Consider the following 22,754-nt stretch of genomic DNA (forward strand, 5'->3'; position numbering starts at 1 on the left):
GATGATCTTCCTCCTCAAGTTTAGTTTAACTTTAGTTATTCCAAATGATTTAGGAATAATTCTAAAGTTAATCAGATTCTATATATTTTCCCGGACAATGTCAATATTTTTATTCAAATGCTTACACAGTAAATAGGCCCGGATCTTTTTCAGATACGGGCGTGTCCATAGTTGTTAATTTTATGATCACAACGCTGAAGGCATATCCAGCGTATATATATTTCCGGAGGAATCAACAACTTTAAGCTGAAGTTTCTTGCCGCTCAATTTGCTTGGCAATTTCGCGCTAAAGTTATTGTTTTTGTCAGGTTTGGCCGTTGCGAGCAGAACCGGAGCCGCCGGAACAGTATCGTAGATATAAACCGTCGCATCGCTGTTGACCGATCCCGCAATAGTTTTAGTCGTGGTATCAATTCCATTTAATATCCCTGATGTCGTATCCTGAGCAGGCTGAGTAATTTTAAGCCCAAGCTGCTCAATCGGTTCTTCCACATTAACCGGGTCAAGCGGACCGGACATTTGACCCTTGGAGACAGTCAATTTATAGCTGTGTTTTTTATAGAGCGAATTGTCCTTGCTGTCAACAGACAACGTGTAACTTCCGGTAGGCAAAAGAACTGAGAAGTTCCCGTCACTGTCCGTTGTCGTCGTCCAAGTTGACGTCGTATTAGATACCTCTACCGCTATGCCCCAGGTTTCATCCGGTGTTACGCTGCCTCCTATTGTACCCGATTTGCCGCTTACTACTCCCGCGTCTGTGGGCATAGCCAGAGTTGTTGTCTTGGCAGTGGAGGTACCTTTCGTTGGCAGAGTAATTTTAGGCAGCTTAGTCGTTTGCACCGTCAGGATACCCTTAGACACCCTGTAATATTTAAGATAATAGTCGCCATTGGTATACATATTAAACGTATACTTTCCATTAGCATAATCACTGGTAGACGGCCCTTCACTATTGCCATTGGGATCTATCAAAGACAACGAGCCGGAGAGATCACTGGGAGAACTGGGTTTTACATCATAATTAAGAGTAACAACGAGATTTGAGCCAATCAAAGGGGTTACCGTAAAAGGCACAATAATCGTCCCGTTAAGTTTTTGGCCGGATTGAGAAGATACTCCGCTTGTAATATATAAATTATAATCCCCGCCGACATAACTGCCCGACGGTAAAACCCGCACAGAAAGCCCATCATCTGAAAGTTTCGCTGTCGTTCCGACTTTCTTTTGTTTGCTGTCGGTTACGTAGATAGTGCTGTTATTGACACTTGAACTCAACAAGGGATTGTTAAAGGAAATCGTCCAGATCTTATTGATTTCTGTTGTAGTTTTTGACGACCAGATCGTAAACCCTGTGTTTCCGGCGCTTGAAGAAGCCGCAAAGGCAGGCGAAGAGAATAAAACTATTCCGCTGATTATTAAAAGGCAAGCTAGCCACCGGGTTTTTTTTACCACGATACCATCCTTCCTTGGAGAAACACCATAGTTAAGCTTTCCAATCTTTTTGCTCCAACCCATTCATGATCTTTTGCACATAAGCCTGAGTTTCTTTATAGGGGGGAATCCCCTGGTATTTTGCCACGGCGCCCGGCCCCGCATTGTAGGCGGCCAGAGCCAGAGGAACATTGCCCTGGTAGCGTTCCAGCAAATCCTTTAAAAAATGCGTTCCTCCATCCAGGTTTTGCGTTGCGTCATAAGCGTTTTGCACGCCATAAGAAGCGGCCGTTCCCGGCATCAACTGCATTAAGCCCATTGCCCCGACCGCTGATGTTGCCTGGGAATCGTACCCGGACTCCGCTTTAACAACCTGCTGAATCAGGCTGGGATCAATCCCATATTTTTGAGCCATGAAATTAATAGTTTGGTTTATCGAACCGACATTTTCACCTTTAAAAGAAGAGGAATTCGAGAAACTATTAAGCCTTGTGTTGACTGCTGTCCCCGCCCCAGAGCCGTCAGACCCTTGTGAAGAATTCATATCACTCGCCAGAGCAACCTGAAGCAAGGCCGCAAAGAGCAATGAATTTGAATTGCCGCCTTCTCCCAAACTCCCTAGCGAGCCGGCTTGATCAGTTTGAGCAGTTTGCCATGAGGCATTCAGCTGCTGAAATCGCAATAAAAGAAGCATCTGGGCGATATCCATTTCTCAGACCTCCTTCCGCCCGTTATTTGCAAAGGCTTAAACTTCTAGTGGCCGGTCGTAAGTTCACTTAATTTCCGAACCTCATTGCTTTCCAAAATCTTTTCCGGTATAAGTTTCAAAATAATTCGATCCGGAAGATTGACGATGCCGCCAATAAATGGAGCGGTAACAAGGGGCGGCGGCGGAACAATATTTTCTAAGATCCGCACCTCCCGAACTTGATCCACGGCAAACCCTACCTGATTGCCATGGATTTCAGTGATTAAAGCAAAGGTACTTTCAACCGTTTTGTCCACCCCAAAGCGAACGTTCAAATCAATCAAAGGGATTGCCATACCCCTCAGATTGATAAGACCCCGTACATAAGAAGGCGCTTTAGGAATCGTACGCACCTCGCTTAAAGAGGTAATTTCCCGAACAACCTCAATAGGCATAGCATATTCTTCTTGTCCTAAAGTAAATATAACAACTTGAACCGACGTGTTAACCACATCCTCTACTATATCTTGCCGACATCATTGACCGCTTTTCCCAACATATCGTCTTGAGTCTGGATTACTTTTTGGTTCGCCTCATAGGCTTTCATAACCGTCATCATTCGAATCATTTGTCCTGAAAGATCAACATTGGAAGCTTCTACCGAACCCTGAAGGATTTTAGGATCAGCCGAGACTTGAACCGGCTGAGACGAGTTATACAAGGATTGTCCTTCACGTGTCAGGGCATCTGCCGGGATCTCCACGACACGGAGACGGTCCACAACTTGTCCGTTATCCATAACCGTGCCGTCTTCTTTAACCGTAAATTCAGAACTGAGGGGGCCAATAGGCCCCCTTTGACCCAAAAGGGCATTGCCATCCGACGTTAAGAGCGTCCCGTTGCTATCAAGGTGAAAATGCCCGTTACGCGTATAGCGTTCCCCTCCCGCAGTCTGAACCACAAAATACCCCGGCGAGGTTAAAGCTAAATCGGTTTTTTGGTCCGTACTCTGCAGCGAGCCTTGAATATTAAACAAACCGGCACGGACTACCCCAACCCCGGTCCCCATCCCTCCGATGGGAGCAACCTCGGAAGCTTGGCTCCCTCCCAGACGTTCAATGAACATGGAAGGAAAAGAACTGTTGCTGGCGAGTTCTTCTTTATAACCGGGTGTCTTCGTATTAGCAACATTGTCACCGATAATTTCGCTCTGTGCTTCAGCCGCTAACATACCCGAGGCCGAAGCATATAATCCTCTAATCACCCTTGACCCCGCCTTTTCACGTATTCGGAATTTCTATGCTCTTTACTTAATAACCAACTTCAGCAGATCTAATTGAGAAGAAAGTGCGCGGGTGAGAGATTCGTAATAAAGGCCGTTTTCCGCCACATTAGTCATTTCACGGTCAATATCCACGTTATTGCCATCGTTGCGCAGCGTCGTTGATTGATCAGTTACAATCCTCAGGCTATTGCTGTCAATAACCCCGGGCAGGTGCTTCTGGGCCGTCATTTTCATGGAAAGAGGGGCCCCGCTCTTGTCCCCTAAAGCCTCTTTCATCACCGACTGAAAATCAACATCGGAGCGCTTAAAATTCGGAGTATCCACATTAGCTACGTTATTAGCCAAAACTTGCTGCCGCATATTCGAAGCATTAAGCCCCTTCTGCAAAACGTTTAAAACCACACCGTCCAACCACCCGGACATCTTCTTACCTCCTCAATGTGTCGGCAATTCCCAGCATCTGATCCCCATCTGAAACTAAGCGGGCATTCATCTGATAAGCCCGCTGGGCTTGGAGGAGATCTGTCATGGAAACAGCTAAATCAACATTGGATTGTTCTAAAGACTGACTGCGAATCGTCCCCAAAGTCTGATTTCCGACGGTACCGCCCGGCTGTCCAACCTGGGGCGCTCCGGAATTTGCGGTAGGCACAAAAAGGTTGTCCTCAGTCGCCTCTAAGCCTTCCGGATTCTGAAACCCGGTAAGCGTAATTTGGCCCAGTACAGTTTCTTTTCCTGCCACCAGGCCCCTTATTTCACCGTTCTCTTTCACAACTAAGCTCGCCGCATCGGCAGGAATCTGAATCTTTGGCTGTACGACATTCCCGCGAATATCGGTAAGCAACCCCGACTCGTCTGTGCGAAATTGACCCGCTCGGGTGTAGCCTGTGGTTCCGTCCGGAGTTTTGACCTCGAAAAATCCTGAGCCGGAAATACCTAAATCCAAAGGCTGATCTGTAGGAACCAAAGTACCTTGTTGGAAATTGGTCCCCATAGCCATGTACATTACCCCGACTCCCACGTTCAAAGGAACCGGGTTGGCATTTCCCCCGTTGTTTGCGTTCACCGGGCGGACTGCTGTCGCCAACGTCTCAGCAAAGTCTGCCTGACTCGCTTTAAATCCGGAGGTGTCCACATTAGCCAAATTATTTCCAATCATATCTATAGCTTCCTGCTGAGCCCGAATCCCTGACGCAGCAGTTCCGATGAGCTGCATGAACACCCCTCCGTGTTTTAACTATTGTCCAGACTTCCGGCTTGGAATTAATTAATTAACAAATGCTTTATTGCCGTTTGAGGTCGATCAATTCCTGCAAGAGAGAATCCGATACCGTAATAACCCGGGAATTGGCCTGGAAACCACGCTGGGCCACAATCATATTTGTCATTTCCTGAGAAAGGTCGACGTTGGACATTTCGACGCTTCCCGTGGTAATTGTGCCGGTTCCATTGTCTCCCGCCGCTCCAAGAGTAGCAGTGCCTGAGTTATTTGTCGGACGATAAAAGCTTCCTCCAATATTCTCCAATCCAGAGGCATTGGCGAAATTAGCTATGGCGATTTGACCAATCTTATGAGTTGTGGACTGTCCATAAGTCGCGGATGTAGTGTCATTGTCTGTATAAACTCCGGTGATGATCCCATTCTGATCAATACTATAGCTTGTCAGGGCTCCATCACTCCCCGTATTGCCAAAGGCTGTATCGCCAATTTTGATTTTGATATTGCTTAAAGTACTAAAATCAGGGGTGTCCGTGCTGGCAGGATCAGCATCATACATTTGGCCTTGCACAATCGCACCGGTTGCAGGATCAACTAAATTACCGTCTCCATCAAGAGTAAAGGCTCCGGCCCGAGAATAAACAGTCTGACCCGCATTATCCAAGACAAAGAATCCATTATCTCCATCAATCATCATATCCGTAGGGTTCCCTGTAGTCTGAGAACTTCCCGCAGTCATGATTTGGTCAATCGAACCCAAAGTAGCCCCCAAACCAACCTGCATCGGGTTTGTTCCCCCATAAAGCGCCGGATCATTGGTGTCCGGTGAAGACGCTCCTTTTAATGATTGGCTCAAAGCTGTGGCAAAGGTCACCCGGCTCTTTTTAAAACCCGTTGTGTTGACATTGGCTATGTTATTTCCTATGACATCCATCATTGTTTGATGGTTTTTCAATCCTGAAATTGCCGAATAAAGTGAACGCATCATAGTGCGAATTCCTCCTCTTTGTGTGCACAGGGCATCCTAAAAACAGTCACCGCAATCAGCAGCGTTTATGGATTATCGGAAGTCGAACTATCAGTCCCCGACGTATCTGTTGCCGATGTATCCGTCGTCGATGTACCTGTCGTTGTATCGTCAGCGGGCTGCTGATTTTGGACTTGCGTAATCAGGCCGACTTCCAGATCCACGAGAGTTCCGTCCGTTTTGCGAACTTGCAACTGAGGATCGCCGTCAATCCATTTTACCGCTTCCACGGTACCGTCGATTTCGGTCTTGCCGTCCGTATCTATTCCACTTACCCATTTGCCAATCAAAGCAGCCCCTTCAAGAATGGCCGACTGTTGGGAATAATAGGTCATCGTTTGGCTCAACGTGTCCATAGATGTGGCAATATTAGTCATCTGTTCCAAGGAACTAAATTGAGCCATTTCCGCGATAGACTGGGTATCATCCATAGGATTCATGGGATCTTGATTTTGCATCTGCGCCACCAACAGTTTGAGAAAATCGTCTTTTCCCAGCGCATCACTGGAGGTGGTCGATGTTCCCTGACTTCCGCTCGAAGAGCCTGCCCCGGTTGTAGAATTTGTTCCACCAACTGTACTCATGCTTCCTCCTATGCCGTAACATCAATTTGACTGCTCCCCTTCTGTTCCAGAGGAGGAGAGTTTGCAATTGTGGACAGAGAATCTTCGTCCTCATTTGAGACAACATTCCAGGGGATCATCTGCCGGGGGGCATCCCCCCGCTGGTTTTGTCTCTGCTCCCCGTCCATGCCCATGTTCAGCGTACCACAGCTTACTCCTTGTTCCGTAAGGGAATGGCGCAAATCTGAAAGATGGCTTTGAAGACCTTGTCTGGTATCTGCTTGCGACGCCTGAACTTCAAGATGAACCAGGCCGTTATCCCAGCGCAAATTAATGTGAATTTTCCCCAACTCAGCCGGGTGCAGTTGAATATCCAACTCTTTCAAATCCTGCTGCCTATTGGTCAGCTGCTCGCGCAGAACACTTGAAACCTGTTCCCAGACTGGAACTCCCCCGGTCTTTCCACTCGCTACGTTGACCGGTTCAGAGTTAGCCGTTACCCCTAAGGTATTGCTTGAGTTCTGTCCCAGCGTAGCAACCTCTGTATGGGATTCGGCAGAGCGCGGACTTTGGTTCTCTGTTATCTCTGATTTGGGCCGAATCGTTGTGAATAGTTTCGTATCTTTAGCTTGGGCTGCAATAGGTTCAAAACTGTTTTCTTTTGTCCGTTTTAAAGAAACATCCGAACTTTTCGGAGCTGTCGGAGCGGCATTAAGACCTTCAACCCGTTGATCCTGAACATCAGGCGCCGGTTTGCTCCCTCTGACATCAGCGGAAATCCCGCTGCCAGCGTTGGCGTCACTGGCCGCTGTCTTTAGCGTCTCCGCTGTCTTCGCCGTCTCGGATGACTGAGATGTTTTGGCTGACTGAAGTTCCTCAGATGACTGAGATACCTCGGATGATTGAGAGTTCCCGGATGACTGAGATACCTGGGATGACTGAAGTACCCCGGATGTCTGAGAAGTCTCAGATGTCTTCCAGGTTTGAACAAGATTTGTCAGCTCCCGGCTTAAACTCAGGATTTTTTTTTCTCTGGTTATTGAATCCTCCTGAGCTGAGCCGTCCGTGATTTCATTAGTCAGCTGCGCTAATAGTTCTAAGGCTTTGTCTCCCTGGACGTCCTTGATTATATTCTGACTGGATGCGCCGGCTGACGTTACGGTACCTGAGTAAGATTCCTGGGAATTAAAGTTTATGATCTTGTTGGCGATGTCTTGCTTAACCGCCAAGATTTCCTTACTGTCCGAATCTTGCGCAGCGCTCTGACTAAGAAGCTGCGTTACTCTCGCTAAACTTGAAGATGTCCCCCCAGATGACTTAATCTCTCCGGAAAGTACTTCCAAAAGTTCTGAAATTACCTGTCTATAATTATCCAATTCCGACCCTTGAGTTTTGGCAGCCAACATCCCTGTCGACGCTAAATCTCCATCCGCGGTCAAAGGAACTTCACCGGGCATTGTCAAATTCTGATTGCTGCCCGACAGTATGCCCCCTGAATTTGCTTTTAGGGCATCACTTGTTAAAGCCTTCCCAGTTCCCTGACCAATACTTCCGAAATTGGCTTCCTTGCCTGCCGGAAAGTTACTCTGAAGCAGCTGTGTGAGAAAAGGCAAGGCGAAATTGCCGTACCCCAACACCTTATCTGACGAATCGTCAGTGCTTTGTTGTGTGGCTGCGGAATCGCCCGGGCTCTCTAAGCCCTTTTTCCCAGACACGTGTTTGCTTGCTTTAGAGCTCTGCCCTTTCGGATCTGTACTCAGATTCAAAGAATTGCCAAGTATGTCTGCAAATGCAGCAGCGGCATCTTCAGGAGAATCCGTGGCCTTATCCCCTCTTGTTGTTGGTTTTCCCACCTTGTTTCCACTTTTGAGGGAATCCGAAAGGACATAAATACCTGCCATTAATCATCACCTCCAAACTAAACGAACTAATTACTCTATCGACATAATCCAGCAAAAACATTAGTGCTTTTGCTTTAGAATAACGTGCTTTTCTGCCGGCTGAGCTTTCCCCGCAAACGAGCAATTGCTTGAGAATGCAATTGGGAAATCCTGGATTCGGAAAGTTTTAAAACCGCGGCAATTTCTTTGAGGGTAAGCTCTTCTTGATAGTATAAAGCGATCACCAGCTTTTCTTTCTCCGGTAATTTCTCCACTGACGCAGCCAGAATCTGTTTCGTCTCTTCTTTTTCCACGTTCTGATAAGCTTCGGTTGCCCCGGGATCTTCGAGCAAATTAAGAGGAGTGCCATTGTTGTTGTTATCCCCTGTCCCGTCAACAGGCGGTTCGTCAAAAGAGGTTAAGGTTAAGATCTGGGCCTGTGCCAAAACCGTCTCAACTTCCTTAACTTCAAAATTCAGCAATTTGGCTACTTCTTCGGCGGTAGCCGCCCGTCCGAAACGATACTCCAACTCGGCAAAAGCGTCTTGAACACGTTTCACTTTTTGCCGGGCGGAATGAGGAACCCAGTCCATAGTTCTGAGTCCGTCAATCATGGCTCCACGAATGCGAATCGAAGCATAAGTCTCAAATTTCCACCCTCTGGCAACCTCGAACCGTTCTAATGCATCGAGTAACCCAAAGACACCATACCCAATGATATCATCCTCGTCGACATGGGGCGGAAGAGACATGGCTAAACGACCCGCAATACGCTTAACCAAAGGCAGGTATTGTTCGATGTGCTCCTGCTTCCAAGATCCTCTCGCAGCGATTTCATAGGCGTTTGGTATCAAGTTTTACTCACCTCCTACCCGATATTCGCGGTTTGATGCTCGCGGCCCGAAACACACACTGAATGTCGCAGTATCCTTTGCTTTCGAACCCTAAATGTCAAAGAGCAGCTCAATTATTCCCACCCCATGCGGCGCACAATGTCCGCTTTTCGTTTGCCATCCTCCAACCCTATGCTTAAACTCGGATCTACCTGACCGGGAAACAACGGTGCATCAGATTTTAAGCTTAGGGTCTCATCTCCCACGGAAAAGTCGATCACACCGCCGGGTTCAGGCGTCGAACCCGTCTCTTCTGCTTGCGGCTCAGGCAAAGAAGTCTTTTGAAAGGCCATTAATATGGCCGAAAGCAAAAGATATAAAATCCCAAAGGACAAGCCTGTGCGAACAACTAAGTCAAAAGATCTTACACCATTAACCCAGCTCAGCAAAACTACGATAGCGGCAATAGCGAGAGAGACGCGCAAGATCCAAATTTTAAACAACCCGCTCATTTGGGTGGTCATCAAATCACCTTTTCACCATGGTTTATTGTCCGAACTCTCAATTCACCAGTTCCTACGTCGAAATGAATTGTCCTGCCGAAACTTCCGCCAACGTCTGAGCTCAAAAGCGGAATCCCATATCTCTTCAATTCCTGTTCCACCGCCTCCGCATTCCTGTCTCCAATCTTTAGAACCGGAGGTTTGCCGGGAAATGAAAACATCTGAGCACCGCCGGCTATTTTAGCTTTTAAGCGGGAGGAGTTCGCTCCCATGAGCGAAATTTCTTTAAGCAATAACTCCATTGCCGTGTCGGCGTATTTAGCGGGATTTCCCCCGGCATTCCCATTGGCCGTAGGGAGCATAATATGGGCCATCCCTCCTACTTTAAGAAAAGGGTCATGAATGCAAATCCCAATACAAGACCCTAGGCCCGCAGTCAGCAATATGTCCGGGGATTTCGCCGTTTTAAAATCGGCCATCCCTACACTGATTACTCCATTCATAATCCCATAGCCCCCAACAATTTCTTCAATGATCCATCATCCGGTAAAAAGATGAATTGACCTTCGATCTTGGGAATTCCTGAAAGTTGAGTATCAATAAAGAGTATAGTATCATCCAATAGACCCTCTTCAAGTAAAATTGCATCCAGGCTCGCCCCAATCATATCCACCGCTATGGCAGGAACAGAGGGTTGAAGAGGAATGCCTGAGAATTGACTGAGAGCTATGAGAAACGAACTTACTAAAATATTGCCAACTTCTTTCAGAGCTGACTGTGCCATCTCATTTGTGAACAGGTCCATGGGCTCATCAGTACCGAACAAAGCCTGGACAACAATCTCAGCGCTCTCCACCGGAAAGAAAAAAACAGCTTTTCCCGGGGCTGTTCCTTCTACTTTCACATAGATAGTCACTTGAGGAGAATCCAGCTGACCTATGATTGGCGAAACACTTTCGAACGGTACTGCCCAAACTTCCGGAACAGACATATCAATCCGACGTTGCAAAAGGGTAGACAAAGCCGTCGCCGCATGCCCCGAGCCGATATTTCCTATTTCACGCAAGGCATCAAGTTGGAACTGTGTAATCTCCATTTTTATACCAACCCTTTCTTACGCATCGCCCTTTGTATTTCAAAAACGCATTTGACGATTCGATCCCGATCACGCTCTGGCAGATCATGAAACTCAACCGAAATACTGTAGTGTTTGCTGTCTTCTACCTTTTCCACCCGGCAAACACGAACAGGGGTTTGCAGTTCTCCATTCGGCAGGCTTAATTGAGCATAGAGCAATGACTTATTTTCCACATAGTCTTCTGTCGTAAAGCGCATTCCTCCGCCGCTTAAATCCAGCATAACAGCCTTTTTCAAATCACTGAGCCCTTCTTTGGTTACCATCCGGAAAGCCACGGGAAAAAAGGCTGGAACACGAACAAAACTGCGGCGCTGAACTTTAGCGATAGACTGCGGCAGTTCTAAAACAAAGATTGGCACAGGAATTGCGATTCTTTGCATAATTCTTCCTTCAAAGGAATAAGCGGCAACTTCATCCCAAAACGTCAGTTTGACCATCATTCCCTCACGTAAAGGGACAATCCCACTTTTGTCGAAAGGGGCGCCGACCATGAGAAGTCTTTCACCGACTTCTTCAATACGCGTCCGATAGTTTCCTTCATAATCCCCTTCAGGCACAGTCAATTCGACAGTAATTCCCGGCAAAAGCTTATTCTTATACGACAAGTCATCACCCCCAACTATGATATTCTATCTTCATTGTAAGAATAACGCTTTAAACCATAGTTATGTTTAAGGTAAGATTCACAGCCAGGGGAATTCAATACTCTAAAATGAGCGCAGCAGCTTGTTTAAAAAGCCTTTGACTCCGCCGGCTTGACGGGGAGGACTTTGATAAATTCCACTGACCTTGGAAGCAATCCACTGAATGCAGCGGTAGGCCGAGCTTTCCGGAAAGCTGATCCCTAAAGGGTCCTGCTGCATGACAGAGCATCCCACAAGCGGATCGTCATAAACCCAGCCCATAAAATTCAGCGATCCGTGTAAAAACTTTCTGACAGCGGTTTCCAGGCGGTTAAATGTAGCCTGGGCGTCATTTTCCGAGCGTACCCTATTAACAACAATGTGAATGGGGACCTCGCCCGCCTCTTTCCTCAGCGTTTTCAACAACCCGTAAGCATCGGTCAGAGCCGTAGGCTCCGGAGTTGTTACCATAATGATATCATCGGCAGCTTGTAAAAAGTTCGTAACGGTATACCCCAGCCCCGCTCCTGTATCGATAATCAGAAGGTCCGCCATTTTTTCCAACCGCCCCAGATTTAAAATCACATTGGACAATTTATCCCGATCTAAATTCGCTAAATTTTGGACACCTGACCCCCCCGGGATAATTCCTATACCGCGCGGACCCGTCAGCATAATTTCTTCTATCGTCTTCTCTCCGCATAACAAGTGCTCGACCGTATAGCGGGCAATCAGCCCAAAAGCAACATCCACATTCGCCAAACCCAAATCCCCGTCAAGAATGACCACCCGCTGACCGTACTCGGCCAGGGCCAAAGCCAAATTGACTGTAAGGCTCGTTTTCCCCACTCCGCCCTTACCGCTGGTGACGGCAATAACACGCATTTTACTCTTCTCTTTTTTAGCAAGAATTCGCAAAACACTTGCTTGATCATGCATGAGGCAATCCCTCCCCCAAAACATAGTGGGCAATACGTTCCGGAGTTGCAACCTCTATATCGTCGGGTACACTTTGACCGTTCGTCAAATAAGCCGTCGGCAAAGTCGTTTGCCCCAGTAAATTGATCAGAGAGCCGGCACGCGCTGTTTCATCCAGTTTCGTAAAAATAAAATGGCTCGTAAGACTCTCAAAACGCTTGTAAATCTGAATCTGATCTTCAACTTGCGTCGTGGCGCTCATAACAAGCATCGTAAAATCCGGCTGCGCCTGATCTAAAAAGGCACATAGTTCTGACATATGTAATTCGTGATGCGGGCTTCTTCCGGCAGTATCAATAAAAATAAGCTCTTTGTCAGCGTGAAGGTCAAGGGCCTCACGCAAACCCGAAGGCGTCATGACAACCTCTACCGGCACCCCTATAATTTCCCCGAAGGTTTTCAGCTGCTCCACTGCGGCGACCCGATAAGTATCGGCGGTTATCAAAGCAACTTTGCGCTTATCAATAATACTAAATCCCGCGGCTAACTTGCCAATCGTTGTCGTTTTCCCTACTCCGGTCGGGCCAATTAAAGCAACAACTCTCGGCTTGTCAATTCCCGGCTGAATCGGTCCGGTTTGACTGCAGATTTGACACACATTTCCTTCCAGTCGTTTGAAAACTTTGGTGTTATCCTCCCATTCCTCTTCGGTCAATGTCTGTTGTACCTGGCTCAGCAAACGATTGATAAGATAATCGCCAATACCACGTTCTTTTAAATAATTCATCCATTTTAAAAGAGTTAGCGGCCAAACGCTTTTTTCCTCCTTAAAACCTTCCATATGATTGTTCATTTTTTGTAAAATCAAGCGCATGGACCTAAGTTCTTCTTCCAGCACAGCGGAATGCTCCGCCGGAAAGGCCGAAGCAATTCTTTCATCTCTAACCGGCTTTTTCTCCTCCGCAATATTTCTATATCCTTTAACTTGAGCAATAACAGGAGTTTCTTCAATAGCCGCCGTAATCTCTACTTTCATTTTGCCAAAAAAACCAAGAAACCCGCCTTCCCGGAATTCACGAGTTTGCAGAATGACTGCTTCCGAACCCAGTTCCCGCTTGACCTTGCCCATCGTCTCGGCCACGCTATCGCCCACAAATCGTCTAACTCGCACGTTCTATCCCCACCATTCCTACAGCTTGAACTTGGACGTCTTGAACCAATTCGTTATAAGAAAGCACCAACAGCTGAGGGATTTGCCGCTCCGTAACCCGTTTTAGATTAATCCGCACGAGGGGAGCGCATACCAGCACAGGAGTATATCCTTTGAGAGTCACTTTTTCCACCTCTCGGGAGAGGCTTTGCATCAGGACCTGCAATACTTTAGGATCAAGAGTCAAATACGTGCCATAATCGGAAGGCTGTATACTGTCAAGAATCTGCTGCTCCACCTGAGGGTCCAGAGTCAGCACAGGCAATGTCTTGTCTTTTCCTAAAAGAGGCTGTAAAATCTGACGGGCTAAAGCCTGCCGCACATGTTCGGTCAAACGGTCCGTATCTTTAGTCGTATGGGCCTGATCGGCCAAAGTTTCCAGAATTGTGATCATATCGCGAATCGAAACCCTTTCACGCAACATATTGGAGAGGACTTTCTGAATTTGACCCAGACTGAGTAAATCCGGAATAAGCTCTTCAACCACAGCGGGAGCCTGCTCTTTAGCATGATCCACAAGGGTTTTGACATCTTGGCGATTGAGAATATTCCAAGCCTGAGCTTTAATCACTTCCGTTATATGAGTAGCCAATACCGTCGGTGCATCGACAACCATCCAGCCGCTAAGTTCAGCCTGCTCCCGGTACATGGCGCTGATCCATTTGGCATCAAGCCCAAAAGCCGGTTCCTTGGTCGGAGTACCCGGCAAAGACTCATCCTCAAAGCCATTGCTCATCGCCATATATTGCTCAGGCATAATCTCTCCGGTGGCCACTTCCGCTCCTCGAATTTTAATGTTGTATTGATTGGGCTGAAGATTCATATTGTCGCGCACGCGGATGACAGGAACAATAAATCCAAGCTCACTGGCAATTTGACGGCGGATAAGCACGATTCTATCGAGCAAATCTCCTCCTTGCTGCACATCAACTAAAGCAATCAAGGCATAACCAAGCTCCAGTTCCATATGGTCAATATGTAAGAGGTTCAAAACATTTTCCGGTTTTTTACTTTCTTCAATTTCCGAATTCCGGGCAGCTTCCGTATCCACAACATCGGAAACTTTAGATTTTCTCTCCAGCAATACTCCAGCCCCTACCAACACCGCCGCTACTAAGAACATGGGAACCGGCGGCAGGCCGAGAAGGCCCAGTACTACCAGCACCCCAGCCGTGATGTACATGGCCCGGGGATTTTGGAACATTTGTTTGCCCAGATCTTCTCCTAAGTTGCTGTCTGACGAAGCTCTGGTCACCACGAGTCCGGTCGCAGTGGAAATCAACAAGGCTGGAATCTGGGAAACAAGGCCGTCCCCAATCGTCAGCATCGTATACTTTTGCAGAGCATCCAGCAAGGGCAGCCCTTGCATGACAACGCCCGAGATAAACCCCCCGATAATATTAATGAACAAGATGACGATAGCGGCAATGGCATCCCCTTTGATAAACTTCGTGGAACCATCCATAGCTCCATAAAAATCCGCTTCGTTTTGAATCTCTTTGCGCCGCTCGCGAGCCTGCTGTTCATTAATTATACCCGCATTCAAGTCCGCATCAATAGCCATCTGCTTTCCGGGCATAGCGTCTAAAGTAAAACGTGCCGCTACCTCCGAAACCCGTTCCGCGCCTTTCGTAATAACTATAAATTGGACAATAACCAAAATCGCAAAAACAATGAAACCAACTACTATATTTCCCCGAATAACAAATTGGGCAAACTGCTGAATGACCTGACCGGCATAGCCATTTAAAAGAACCAAACGTGTCGTCGAAATGTTCAGGGACAAGCGGAACAAAGTCATAATCAGCAACAAGGAGGGCAGCGCGGAAAATTCCAGCGGTTCCACGGTGAAAACCGCCAGCATCAAGGTAAGCACTGAACCCGAAATATTCAAAGTGATCAAGATATCCAGTAAACTTGCAGGCAAGGGTACAACCATCATGACAACAATGCCCACAACTCCGATGGCCGTTAAAATGTCCCTGTTGTTCATGAGTCGATGCCTAAATGCGGTTGCCATAAACGCTTGTTCCCCCTTCCTGTTTATAAGCCAATTCGTTGTATGCTAACCTTCCGATGATTCCCATCATCAGGCATGTTTCTTCTTCTTCAAACGATAAACAAAGGCCAGAACCTCGGCGACCGCTTTATAGAGCTCCGCCGGGATGCTTTGCCCAATCTCTACTTGAGCGTAAAGAGCCCGGGCCAGCGGCTTGTTTTCCATGACCACCAAATCATACTCTTGCGCTAACATTTTCATGCGCAAGGCAACCTCATCTTGTCCTTTAGCGACGACAAAAGGGGCGCTTTGGACTTTCAAGTCATAACGCAGGGCAACCGCAAAATGTGTCGGGTTTGTAATCACGACATCCGCCTTTTTCATGTCCTGCATCATCCGGCGCATGGCCATAGCCCGCTGCCGTTTTTTAATTTCACCTTTGAGTTCCGGATTTCCTTCCGTTTGTTTATATTCCTGCTTTAATTCCTCATGAGACATGCGCAAATTCTTTTCATATTCCCACCGTTGATAGAGATAATCCAAGGCTGCCAGTCCAAAAAAGGAAATCGAGATATTCCAAGCCAGATCCGTCAGGGCTTGTCCTAAATAAACAGCCCCTTGCCCCACGTCCAGTTGCTGCAAAGCGGGATAAATATCCAGATGGTCGCGAACACTTGCGTAAAGAAAATAGCCAATCAAAATGACTTTCAGTAGGGATTTGGCCAGCTCAATCCAGGCCCGAACCCCAAACATCCGTTTGGCGCCACTAATCAGGCTTAAGCGGGATAATTGAGGCTTCATGGACTCTCCGGAAAAAAGTACTCCCACTTGAATGTAATTTGCCGCCAGAGCGATCAAAAATCCTGCGCCCATAATCGGCCAAACAATTTGAACTCCTAACCAAAGAATATTAAGCATCAGACTCGCCACAGAAGGCTCGGTCCAATCAGAGGAGAGTCCCAAAACATAAGGAAATAACTGCTCCATGCGCAGCAGCATGGACGGAAGCCAATATTTCAGGACGGAGACCAGCCCTAAAAGCATAAAGGCCGATATAACTTCCTGACTCTTAAAAACCTGACCTTTTTTACGCGCTTCCTGCCTGCGCCGGGGTGTGGCGGCGTGTTTTTTTTCACTCATTGTTTCCACCCCTGATAAAGCTGCAAAATCCAAGACATATTCAAGTTAAAAAGATGACTTACCGACTCTCCGAAAAAGGGAATCGCTAAAAATAAAAGAATGAAGCCGAAAATGATCTTAACCGGGAACACTACCGAAAAGATGTTCAATTGGGGAACGGTCCTCGACAAGAGCCCCACTCCGACATCGGAAACCAGAAGTGCTCCAAAGACCGGAATTGCCAATTGAATCGCCAGGGAAAAAACATGCCCGATCAATTGAGCGTAATAGAGATAACCGCCGGGTAAATTTGTAGGGTTAATGGGAATATAGGCGTAGCTTTTGACGAGAGCTACTATCAAATAATGATGCGCATTCGTAGCAAGCAAAAGCATAGTAGCCAGAACCATTTGAAAATTACCCATCATAGGGCTCTGTACGCCATAAACCGGATCTATCGAAGCCCCCATGGTAAAGCCCATTTGGAAATCAAGCAGCTGCCCCGCCCCTTGAAAAATCGCTGTCAGGGCGTAGATGACAAAGCCGATAACTAAGCCTACCAGTATTTCTTTAACCACCACAGCAATATAGGGCAGCAGTTCAGTAGGAATCAGGGGATGAGTGGCTGAGATCAAAGGATAGATAACCACGGACAAACTCCCGGCCAAACCGAGCTTTATCATAGTCGGAACTCCCCGGGCGCCAAATACCGGGGCTAACATAATCATGCCGGCCCAACGGAATAAAATCAACAAAAACAAGGAGAGGTTCCACTGAAGCACCTCCGCTATACCCAAATCTCTCCCCCCTTAACAGAAATCCGAAGTCCGAGGCCAGAAGTCCGAATTCACGACCATTGAAACACAAGCCTAGCGTCTCAGCTTACATGGCTCCGAAAGTCGATATTTGGGTTAGTAAATTCGAAGTATAGGCGGTCAAGACCGACAGCATCCAAGGACCTAATAAAATTAAGATAACCGCTACCGCGAGAACTTTAGGAATAAAGGAAAGTGTCTGTTCCTGAATCTGAGTCATAGATTGAAAAATGCTGACCATCAAGCCTACCAATAAGCTAACTCCCAGGATCGGCCCCCCGACAAGCAGGACCGTTCCCAAAGCTTCTTTAGCCATAAATAGAACGGTATTTTGACTCACGAACATCCCTCCCTTTTCCAGTATACAACAATACAGCCCTCATTTGCTTTAATGAAAACTCGATATTAACGATTGGATTACTAAATGCCAGCCATCCACCAGCACAAACAGTAACAGCTTAAACGGCAAAGAAATCATCATCGGCGGGAGCATCATCATTCCGATAGACATCAGCGTGCTGGAGACGATCATATCTATGACGATGAAGGGAATAAAAATAGCAAAGCCCATCTGAAAAGCCGTTTTTAATTCACTGATCACAAAGGCGGGAACAAGAACATACGTAGGAATATCGCGATAGGTCTTAGGGCGTTCCATCTTGGCTAAGCCCACAAAGAGCTCCAAATCTTTTTCCCGGGTCTGCTTAAACATAAAATTGCGCAGCGGTTCTTCCGCTTTTGTCAAAGCTTCTGTCTGGGTAATCTGGTTTTTCATGTAAGGCTGGACTGCATCCGCATTGATCTGGTTCCAAGTCGGAGCCATAACAAAAAAGGTTAAAATCAAGGCAAGTCCTACAAGTACCTGGTTGGGGGGGAGCTGCTGCGTTCCCAAAGCATTGCGGACAAAAGAAAGCACAATCATAATGCGGGTGAAAGAAGTCATCAACATAAGGATTGCCGGAGCCAAGGACAGTATTGTCATTAAAAATAACAACTGCAGAGATGTACTTGTCTGCTGTGCCGTTGAACTGCCCAGATCAAGAGTTAATCCTGCGGCTAAAACCGTTCGGGGCCGAAGGAAAAGTTCCCAGCTCACAATGATTAAGCCAATACCGGCCGCACCGAGGCAACCCAGAGAATGCTTGGGAGAAACTTTCATTTTTCCACCTCCTCAAGCAAGCGTTCCAATTCCCGAGAAAATGAATCTTTTTTGCGTATCCCCCGTCGTCCCAGCCTTTGCAGGTTTTTCAGCCATCCGTCCACTCGTTCGGAAGGACGTGTCGCGATTTCTTCAAGAATTTCGGCGGCCAAGACAGGATCATTAATTTCTGAAATTTTTACCAGGTTGTGGTCAGATCCTCCCAGCACTTGGAGCTGCCCCGCTACTTCTACAAGGTAGAGAATTTGCTGCCCTCCCAAAACCTGCCGGTCAAGGACCCTGGCCCAAGGCGCATTCATGCTGCGCACATTGGCCCGGTTAAGCTTGCGAATAACCCACAAAGACACCAGAAGAATTATCAGGAAAACCAGCAATGTCCCGATTAGCCCCCACCAAGAAAAAACGGACTGTCCGGCTGCCGGAACTGCACTGCTTGATGGAAATGGCTGGCTTTCTATGTCTGTCATTTTATTTCAACGCCTTCGTAACGGCCTCGACCACACGTTCCGCTTGAAAGGGTTTAACAACGAAATCTTTAGCTCCGGATTGAATAGCCTCAATAACCATTGTCTGCTGCCCCATGGCACTGCACATAATGATACGGGCCTTGGAGTCCCGTTTGCGGATTTCTTTGACTGCCTGAAGGCCATCCATCTCCGGCATGGTTATGTCCATAATCGTCAAATTCGGCTGTAATTCCATATATTTGTCTACAGCTATGGCTCCATTTTCTGCTTCTCCAACGACAGTAAAACCGTTTTTATTCAGGATATCCTTTAGCATCATACGCATAAATGCAGCATCATCAACAATCATTATAGTAGCGCTCACTCAAATTTCCTCCTCTAATTTAAGGTATTCATTCGTTCCATGGGATGAACGATGTCTGTAATGCGAATTCCGAACGTCTCATTAACAACAACAACTTCGCATTTGGCGATTAACTTGCCGTTAACAATCATGTCCACCGGTTCGCCGGCCAGACGATCTAATTCTATGACAGAGCCTGGACCCATTTCTAAGATTTCTTTAATAGTCTTTTTAGCTCGCCCCAGCTCCACACTAATCTGCAGCGGAACATCCAAAATTAAATTGAGGTTATCATGCTGCCCCATTGGCTGTCCCGGCTGAAGCGGTGCAAACTGAGCCGGCTGAACCGGAGTCTGGAATCCGCTATAACTATTTCCCGGCATATTGCCATAGGGCGGCGGCGGATAACCCATTGAAGACGCGGCATAAGGCGGCGTTTCATAAGCAGGCGGCGGAGGACTTTGATAAGCCGCCGAAGGCGGTGGTGTTTGATAAGCTGCCGCGGGCGGCGGACTTTGGTATGCTGCTGAAGGTGCGAGAGTCGGAGTTGGGATCTGCGGCGTTTCCAATGCCGGAGCAGCTTCTTTAGCACCGGCCGCTTGCGCCGGTCCGCTTGTCATCACTCCCATTAACTTATCAACCATGCGCTTAGCCATGTCAACCGGGATCACCTGAATTAGGGTGCTGTCAATAACATCTTCCACAACCATTCTGAAAGAGATCCGCACCAAAGGGTCTGATGGCGACAAAAAGTCCTGAATGACATCCCGATCCTGAGATAAATCATTAAGCACTAAACTCGGCGGAGTAATATCCACCATAGAGTTAAACATCGTAGACATGGAAGTGGCAGCCGACCCCATCATCTGATTCATTGCCTCTGATACACCACTGATTTGCAACTCAGAAAGCTCAGCTGAGGGATTTTTCCCATCCCCCCCCATCATTAAGTCTACGATTACAGAAGCGTCTCGCTGCGAAAGAATTAGAAGGTTAGAGCCCTCAATTCCCGCTTTATAACGCACATCACATATTACGGAAGGAATAGGATATTCTTCCCGGATCTGCTGTGATGTTGTTACGTCAACTTTAGGAGTTGTAATCTCAACTTTTTTGTTCAAGAGCAGGGACAACGTCGTAGCGGCGGTCCCCATGGAAATATTCGCTATTTCTCCCAGCGTATCCTTTTCCATATCTTCCAAATTGTTTCCCGGTTGTAAATTCTCGGTCTCCGCATCAACTTCCACTGTACCGCGAAGCAAAGCGTCAATCTCTTCTTGAGAAAGCATGCCGTTACCCATCTGTTTCTTCCCCTCCTTCCTTTACGATTTCCATAATTTGCACAGCAAGATGTTCTCCGTGCAGTCCGGGTATCGACTTGAATTTCATAAATTCCCCCACATAAATCGGAATCGGATCATTAACCAGCTGATTCAAGGGAATCACATCTCCCGGCGACAACTCCAAAAGATCTCGGACAAGGATCTCAGAGTGGCCTAACAAGGCAATCATGTCAACTTTGGCCCACTCAATCTTTTGCCGGATCGCTTTGACCTGTTCTGGAGAGGAAATCTTAGCCTGAGTGGAAAAGAGGAAAAAGGTACTCAATTTATCCACTATAGGCTCAAGCACAAGGTAGGGCATGCAAATATTGATCATCCCCACAGAATCCCCAACTTTAATTTCCAAAGTAATCAGCACAATCATCTCATTGGGAGCCACAATTTGGGTAAACTGAGGATTTGTCTCCATAGAGACAAATTGCGGTTCAAGCTTGTAAACTTCCGACCAAGCTTCCTCCGAGATGAAAATCATCTGCTTTAAACGGTTTTCAATGATCGTCTTTTCGATTTCGGTCAAATCCCGATTTTTTTCACCGCCTGGACCTTGACCCCCTAAAAGCCGGTCTACGACTGTAAAGGCCAAAGTCGGGCTCATTTCGATCAGGACAGTTCCTTCCAAAGGGTTTAAAGCGTGCAGCCCTAACACCGTGGGATTGGGGAGAGAACGTATAAATTCATCATAAGTTATTTGCTCAATAGACAAGACACCGCATTCAACAACTGTGTGTAAGTTCCCCGAAAGATAGGTGGTCAACGAACGGCAATAATTTTCGTAAATGTTTTGGAGGGAGTGAATTTGATCCTTGGAAAACTTATTAGGGCGTTTAAAGTCATAGACCCGAATTCGCTTTTGAGTCTTGGTCGTTTTCATTTCTTCCACGTCAACTTGCCCATCGGATAAGGCACTTAGCAAAGCATCAATTTCAGCTTGGGATAAAACGTCTCCCATAGAATCCCCCCTCTCAATCTCAATATTCCTAGTTCCGCGTCCGCAACAAGAAGCTGCCGCTTTGTTATTTTACGCCTGCCGGACGCAGACCGAATCACGGATTACAAAAACTTTATTGATAAACTAACGACACAAACAAGACGTCATCAATTTGGTTATTAGCTACTTCATTGAGTTGTTTAATGAGTTCCTCCCTTAATTTTTCACGAGCTGCCGCGGTTTGGACATCGGCCAGAGATTTATTAGCCAATACGGTATTGACACGATCCTTCAAAAAAGCGTCTTCATTCTTTAATTGAGTTTCCGCTTTAGCATCCGTCACTTCAACGGTAAGCGAAGTTTTGAGAAAGGCTCCTCCTTGCAAATTTACCGTAAACTCTCCCAGCGGCAGGAGCGGTCCGTCCTTTTGGGCAGCTGATGCGGCGGAAACCTTTGAACCTGTTGATTTGAAGAAAAATTTCTGCACACCGACTGTTCCTCCCACGCCTATAGCTGTGCCTACAAGCAAAACCAGAATAGTAAAAATGAGTGATTTTTTATTCATGAATCTGATCGCTCCTCCACTTTGCAAACCGGGCGACAACGTCGGCGAAACTCTGTAATCCGGTCTATGAGAATATCAATACCCTCGGACACGACATATTTGTTTCCATTAGTGAGGGTAATCACCGTATCCGGTGTCTCTTCCATTACTTCAATTAAATCCGGGTTGATGGCAAAACACTTGGCATTTAAACGAGTAACGTAAATCATAGTTCGCCCCCTAAAGTAGTCTTTGTTTACGCCAATAAAGCACTTGCCCGGTTTCATCCAAGATTTTTTGTTCTTTTCGAACTTCGGCAAGAAGAAAAGCCTTGAGTTGTTTCTCTTTAAGGCGGCGAAACTTCTCCGCCTCCTGGTGCGCTTTCAACAAGTTACTGCGGGCATCTTCCAAAACAAGTTCCTGTTGGATCTGCTTAGCCTCACATTCCCTCAGTTTCTTCTGCTGCTCCTGAGCAAACACCTGGCAGATTCCGAGATTTTCAGGACAACACCGGCCTGCATTACGTTGTTCCTCCTGAGCTGACAGCAATACCCTTCGCTGTTCCTCACTGGCCGACTTGCAGGCAAGCCAGCGTCTGATCTCGGCGGACAGTTCCTGCCGGGCCGTTTTCAAAGCCTGTTCAGCCAGGCGAAGACTTGTTTCTAAACGAAACTGAAATCGTGCCACTCTACCACTCCCTAAAGGGCTTAAATAAGTTT

At 47.0% G+C, this 22,754-nt stretch carries 28 protein-coding genes; all 28 read right to left on the reverse strand.

What is annotated here, in order from left to right:
* Window positions 1-186: 186 nt before the first annotated feature.
* Entirely contained in the window at window positions 187-1,452 is a 1,266-nt protein-coding gene (locus REC12_RS21380; RefSeq protein WP_308897832.1) for a hypothetical protein, read from the reverse strand.
* 31 nt (window positions 1,453-1,483) lie between these two features.
* Complete coding sequence (locus REC12_RS21385) at window positions 1,484-2,140, reverse strand: lytic transglycosylase domain-containing protein (protein ID WP_308897834.1); 657 nt, start codon at window positions 2,138-2,140, stop codon at window positions 1,484-1,486.
* Between the two features lie 44 nt (window positions 2,141-2,184).
* Window positions 2,185-2,631, reverse strand: a complete 447-nt coding sequence (locus REC12_RS21390) for a chemotaxis protein CheW (protein WP_308897835.1) — start codon at window positions 2,629-2,631, stop codon at window positions 2,185-2,187.
* Between the two features lie 8 nt (window positions 2,632-2,639).
* Entirely contained in the window at window positions 2,640-3,383 is a 744-nt protein-coding gene (locus REC12_RS21395) for a flagellar hook-basal body protein (protein WP_308897836.1), read from the reverse strand.
* Between the two features lie 42 nt (window positions 3,384-3,425).
* Window positions 3,426-3,827 (reverse strand): flagellar basal body rod protein FlgB, encoded by a 402-nt coding sequence (gene flgB, locus REC12_RS21400; RefSeq protein ID WP_308897837.1) that lies wholly within the window; start codon window positions 3,825-3,827, stop codon window positions 3,426-3,428.
* A gap of 4 nt (window positions 3,828-3,831) precedes the next feature.
* Window positions 3,832-4,620 carry a flagellar hook-basal body protein gene (locus REC12_RS21405; RefSeq protein WP_308897838.1) on the reverse strand — a complete coding sequence of 263 codons (789 nt, stop codon included), beginning with the start codon at window positions 4,618-4,620 and terminating at the stop codon, window positions 3,832-3,834.
* Between the two features lie 67 nt (window positions 4,621-4,687).
* Window positions 4,688-5,611 (reverse strand): flagellar hook-basal body complex protein, encoded by a 924-nt coding sequence (locus REC12_RS21410; protein ID WP_308897839.1) that lies wholly within the window; start codon window positions 5,609-5,611, stop codon window positions 4,688-4,690.
* Window positions 5,612-5,676: 65 nt separating this feature from the next.
* Window positions 5,677-6,234: a flagellar hook capping FlgD N-terminal domain-containing protein gene (locus REC12_RS21415; RefSeq protein WP_308897841.1), complete on the reverse strand. Its 558-nt coding sequence runs from the start codon at window positions 6,232-6,234 to the stop codon at window positions 5,677-5,679.
* 8 nt (window positions 6,235-6,242) lie between these two features.
* The gene (locus tag REC12_RS21420) at window positions 6,243-8,114 is read right to left on the reverse strand and encodes a flagellar hook-length control protein FliK (RefSeq protein ID WP_308897842.1); all 1,872 of its coding nucleotides are present in this window, start codon (window positions 8,112-8,114) and stop codon (window positions 6,243-6,245) included.
* Between the two features lie 74 nt (window positions 8,115-8,188).
* A complete protein-coding gene (locus REC12_RS21425) occupies window positions 8,189-8,947 on the reverse strand; it encodes a FliA/WhiG family RNA polymerase sigma factor (RefSeq protein WP_308897843.1) in 759 nt (252 codons plus the stop codon).
* Window positions 8,948-9,060: 113 nt separating this feature from the next.
* Window positions 9,061-9,450 (reverse strand): hypothetical protein, encoded by a 390-nt coding sequence (locus REC12_RS21430; protein WP_308897844.1) that lies wholly within the window; start codon window positions 9,448-9,450, stop codon window positions 9,061-9,063.
* Window positions 9,450-9,932, reverse strand: a complete 483-nt coding sequence (locus REC12_RS21435; protein ID WP_308897845.1) for a chemotaxis protein CheD — start codon at window positions 9,930-9,932, stop codon at window positions 9,450-9,452. The genes REC12_RS21430 and REC12_RS21435 overlap by 1 nt, the downstream gene beginning before the upstream one ends.
* Entirely contained in the window at window positions 9,929-10,525 is a 597-nt protein-coding gene (locus REC12_RS21440) for a chemotaxis protein CheC (protein WP_308897846.1), read from the reverse strand. Before REC12_RS21440 ends, REC12_RS21435 begins: the two co-directional genes overlap by 4 nt.
* A 2-nt stretch (window positions 10,526-10,527) precedes the next feature.
* Window positions 10,528-11,172, reverse strand: a complete 645-nt coding sequence (locus tag REC12_RS21445; RefSeq protein WP_308897847.1) for a flagellar brake protein — start codon at window positions 11,170-11,172, stop codon at window positions 10,528-10,530.
* Window positions 11,173-11,274: 102 nt separating this feature from the next.
* Window positions 11,275-12,129 (reverse strand): MinD/ParA family protein, encoded by an 855-nt coding sequence (locus tag REC12_RS21450; RefSeq protein WP_308897849.1) that lies wholly within the window; start codon window positions 12,127-12,129, stop codon window positions 11,275-11,277.
* Window positions 12,122-13,279, reverse strand: a complete 1,158-nt coding sequence (gene flhF, locus REC12_RS21455) for a flagellar biosynthesis GTPase FlhF (RefSeq protein ID WP_308897850.1) — start codon at window positions 13,277-13,279, stop codon at window positions 12,122-12,124. Before flhF ends, REC12_RS21450 begins: the two co-directional genes overlap by 8 nt.
* Window positions 13,269-15,338, reverse strand: coding sequence for a flagellar biosynthesis protein FlhA (gene flhA, locus REC12_RS21460; RefSeq protein WP_308897851.1), 2,070 nt, complete (start codon window positions 15,336-15,338; stop codon window positions 13,269-13,271). Before flhA ends, flhF begins: the two co-directional genes overlap by 11 nt.
* Before the next feature lie 69 nt (window positions 15,339-15,407).
* Entirely contained in the window at window positions 15,408-16,457 is a 1,050-nt protein-coding gene (flhB, locus tag REC12_RS21465; protein WP_308897852.1) for a flagellar biosynthesis protein FlhB, read from the reverse strand.
* Window positions 16,454-17,233, reverse strand: coding sequence for a flagellar biosynthetic protein FliR (gene fliR, locus REC12_RS21470; RefSeq protein ID WP_308897853.1), 780 nt, complete (start codon window positions 17,231-17,233; stop codon window positions 16,454-16,456). Before fliR ends, flhB begins: the two co-directional genes overlap by 4 nt.
* A gap of 85 nt (window positions 17,234-17,318) precedes the next feature.
* Window positions 17,319-17,591: a flagellar biosynthesis protein FliQ gene (gene fliQ / locus REC12_RS21475; protein ID WP_308897854.1), complete on the reverse strand. Its 273-nt coding sequence runs from the start codon at window positions 17,589-17,591 to the stop codon at window positions 17,319-17,321.
* A gap of 48 nt (window positions 17,592-17,639) precedes the next feature.
* Window positions 17,640-18,410, reverse strand: a complete 771-nt coding sequence (gene fliP, locus REC12_RS21480; protein ID WP_308897855.1) for a flagellar type III secretion system pore protein FliP — start codon at window positions 18,408-18,410, stop codon at window positions 17,640-17,642.
* A complete protein-coding gene (locus tag REC12_RS21485; RefSeq protein WP_308897856.1) occupies window positions 18,407-18,877 on the reverse strand; it encodes a flagellar biosynthetic protein FliO in 471 nt (156 codons plus the stop codon). The genes fliP and REC12_RS21485 overlap by 4 nt, the downstream gene beginning before the upstream one ends.
* 1 nt (window position 18,878) lies before the next feature.
* Complete coding sequence (locus REC12_RS21490; RefSeq protein WP_374214240.1) at window positions 18,879-19,226, reverse strand: response regulator; 348 nt, start codon at window positions 19,224-19,226, stop codon at window positions 18,879-18,881.
* A gap of 29 nt (window positions 19,227-19,255) precedes the next feature.
* The gene (gene fliY / locus REC12_RS21495; RefSeq protein WP_308897859.1) at window positions 19,256-20,521 is read right to left on the reverse strand and encodes a flagellar motor switch phosphatase FliY; all 1,266 of its coding nucleotides are present in this window, start codon (window positions 20,519-20,521) and stop codon (window positions 19,256-19,258) included.
* Window positions 20,514-21,512 carry a flagellar motor switch protein FliM gene (gene fliM, locus REC12_RS21500; RefSeq protein ID WP_308897860.1) on the reverse strand — a complete coding sequence of 333 codons (999 nt, stop codon included), beginning with the start codon at window positions 21,510-21,512 and terminating at the stop codon, window positions 20,514-20,516. Before fliM ends, fliY begins: the two co-directional genes overlap by 8 nt.
* Before the next feature lie 112 nt (window positions 21,513-21,624).
* The gene (locus tag REC12_RS21505) at window positions 21,625-22,056 is read right to left on the reverse strand and encodes a flagellar basal body-associated FliL family protein (protein ID WP_308897861.1); all 432 of its coding nucleotides are present in this window, start codon (window positions 22,054-22,056) and stop codon (window positions 21,625-21,627) included.
* Window positions 22,053-22,265 (reverse strand): flagellar FlbD family protein, encoded by a 213-nt coding sequence (locus tag REC12_RS21510; protein WP_308897862.1) that lies wholly within the window; start codon window positions 22,263-22,265, stop codon window positions 22,053-22,055. Before REC12_RS21510 ends, REC12_RS21505 begins: the two co-directional genes overlap by 4 nt.
* A 10-nt stretch (window positions 22,266-22,275) precedes the next feature.
* Window positions 22,276-22,722 (reverse strand): flagellar FliJ family protein, encoded by a 447-nt coding sequence (locus REC12_RS21515; protein ID WP_308897863.1) that lies wholly within the window; start codon window positions 22,720-22,722, stop codon window positions 22,276-22,278.
* Window positions 22,723-22,754: the final 32 nt, after the last annotated feature.

The sequence above is a fragment of the Candidatus Desulfosporosinus nitrosoreducens genome, from assembly GCF_030954495.1.
GTDB classification, from domain to species: Bacteria; Bacillota; Desulfitobacteriia; order Desulfitobacteriales; family Desulfitobacteriaceae; genus Desulfosporosinus; species Desulfosporosinus nitrosoreducens.

Bases quoted from the DNA above. Each gene is read 5' to 3' on its own strand.
- fliY (WP_308897859.1), bottom strand. From the start codon at position 20,521: ATGGGTAACGGCATGCTTTCTCAAGAAGAGATTGACGCTTTGCTTCGC.
- flgB (WP_308897837.1), bottom strand. From the start codon at position 3,827: ATGTCCGGGTGGTTGGACGGTGTGGTTTTAAACGTTTTGCAGAAGGGG.
- REC12_RS21410 (WP_308897839.1), bottom strand. From the start codon at position 5,611: ATGATGCGTTCACTTTATTCGGCAATTTCAGGATTGAAAAACCATCAA.
- REC12_RS21440 (WP_308897846.1), bottom strand. From the start codon at position 10,525: ATGGAGATTACACAGTTCCAACTTGATGCCTTGCGTGAAATAGGAAAT.
- REC12_RS21430 (WP_308897844.1), bottom strand. From the start codon at position 9,450: ATGACCACCCAAATGAGCGGGTTGTTTAAAATTTGGATCTTGCGCGTC.
- REC12_RS21420 (WP_308897842.1), bottom strand. From the start codon at position 8,114: ATGGCAGGTATTTATGTCCTTTCGGATTCCCTCAAAAGTGGAAACAAG.
- REC12_RS21490 (WP_374214240.1), bottom strand. From the start codon at position 19,226: ATGATTGTTGATGATGCTGCATTTATGCGTATGATGCTAAAGGATATC.
- REC12_RS21405 (WP_308897838.1), bottom strand. From the start codon at position 4,620: ATGCAGCTCATCGGAACTGCTGCGTCAGGGATTCGGGCTCAGCAGGAA.
- REC12_RS21485 (WP_308897856.1), bottom strand. From the start codon at position 18,877: ATGACAGACATAGAAAGCCAGCCATTTCCATCAAGCAGTGCAGTTCCG.
- REC12_RS21450 (WP_308897849.1), bottom strand. From the start codon at position 12,129: ATGCATGATCAAGCAAGTGTTTTGCGAATTCTTGCTAAAAAAGAGAAG.
- REC12_RS21385 (WP_308897834.1), bottom strand. From the start codon at position 2,140: ATGGATATCGCCCAGATGCTTCTTTTATTGCGATTTCAGCAGCTGAAT.
- flhB (WP_308897852.1), bottom strand. From the start codon at position 16,457: ATGAGTGAAAAAAAACACGCCGCCACACCCCGGCGCAGGCAGGAAGCG.
- fliM (WP_308897860.1), bottom strand. From the start codon at position 21,512: ATGGGAGACGTTTTATCCCAAGCTGAAATTGATGCTTTGCTAAGTGCC.
- flhA (WP_308897851.1), bottom strand. From the start codon at position 15,338: ATGGCAACCGCATTTAGGCATCGACTCATGAACAACAGGGACATTTTA.
- fliP (WP_308897855.1), bottom strand. From the start codon at position 18,410: ATGAAAGTTTCTCCCAAGCATTCTCTGGGTTGCCTCGGTGCGGCCGGT.
- REC12_RS21505 (WP_308897861.1), bottom strand. From the start codon at position 22,056: ATGAATAAAAAATCACTCATTTTTACTATTCTGGTTTTGCTTGTAGGC.
- REC12_RS21510 (WP_308897862.1), bottom strand. From the start codon at position 22,265: ATGATTTACGTTACTCGTTTAAATGCCAAGTGTTTTGCCATCAACCCG.
- REC12_RS21435 (WP_308897845.1), bottom strand. From the start codon at position 9,932: ATGAATGGAGTAATCAGTGTAGGGATGGCCGATTTTAAAACGGCGAAA.
- REC12_RS21415 (WP_308897841.1), bottom strand. From the start codon at position 6,234: ATGAGTACAGTTGGTGGAACAAATTCTACAACCGGGGCAGGCTCTTCG.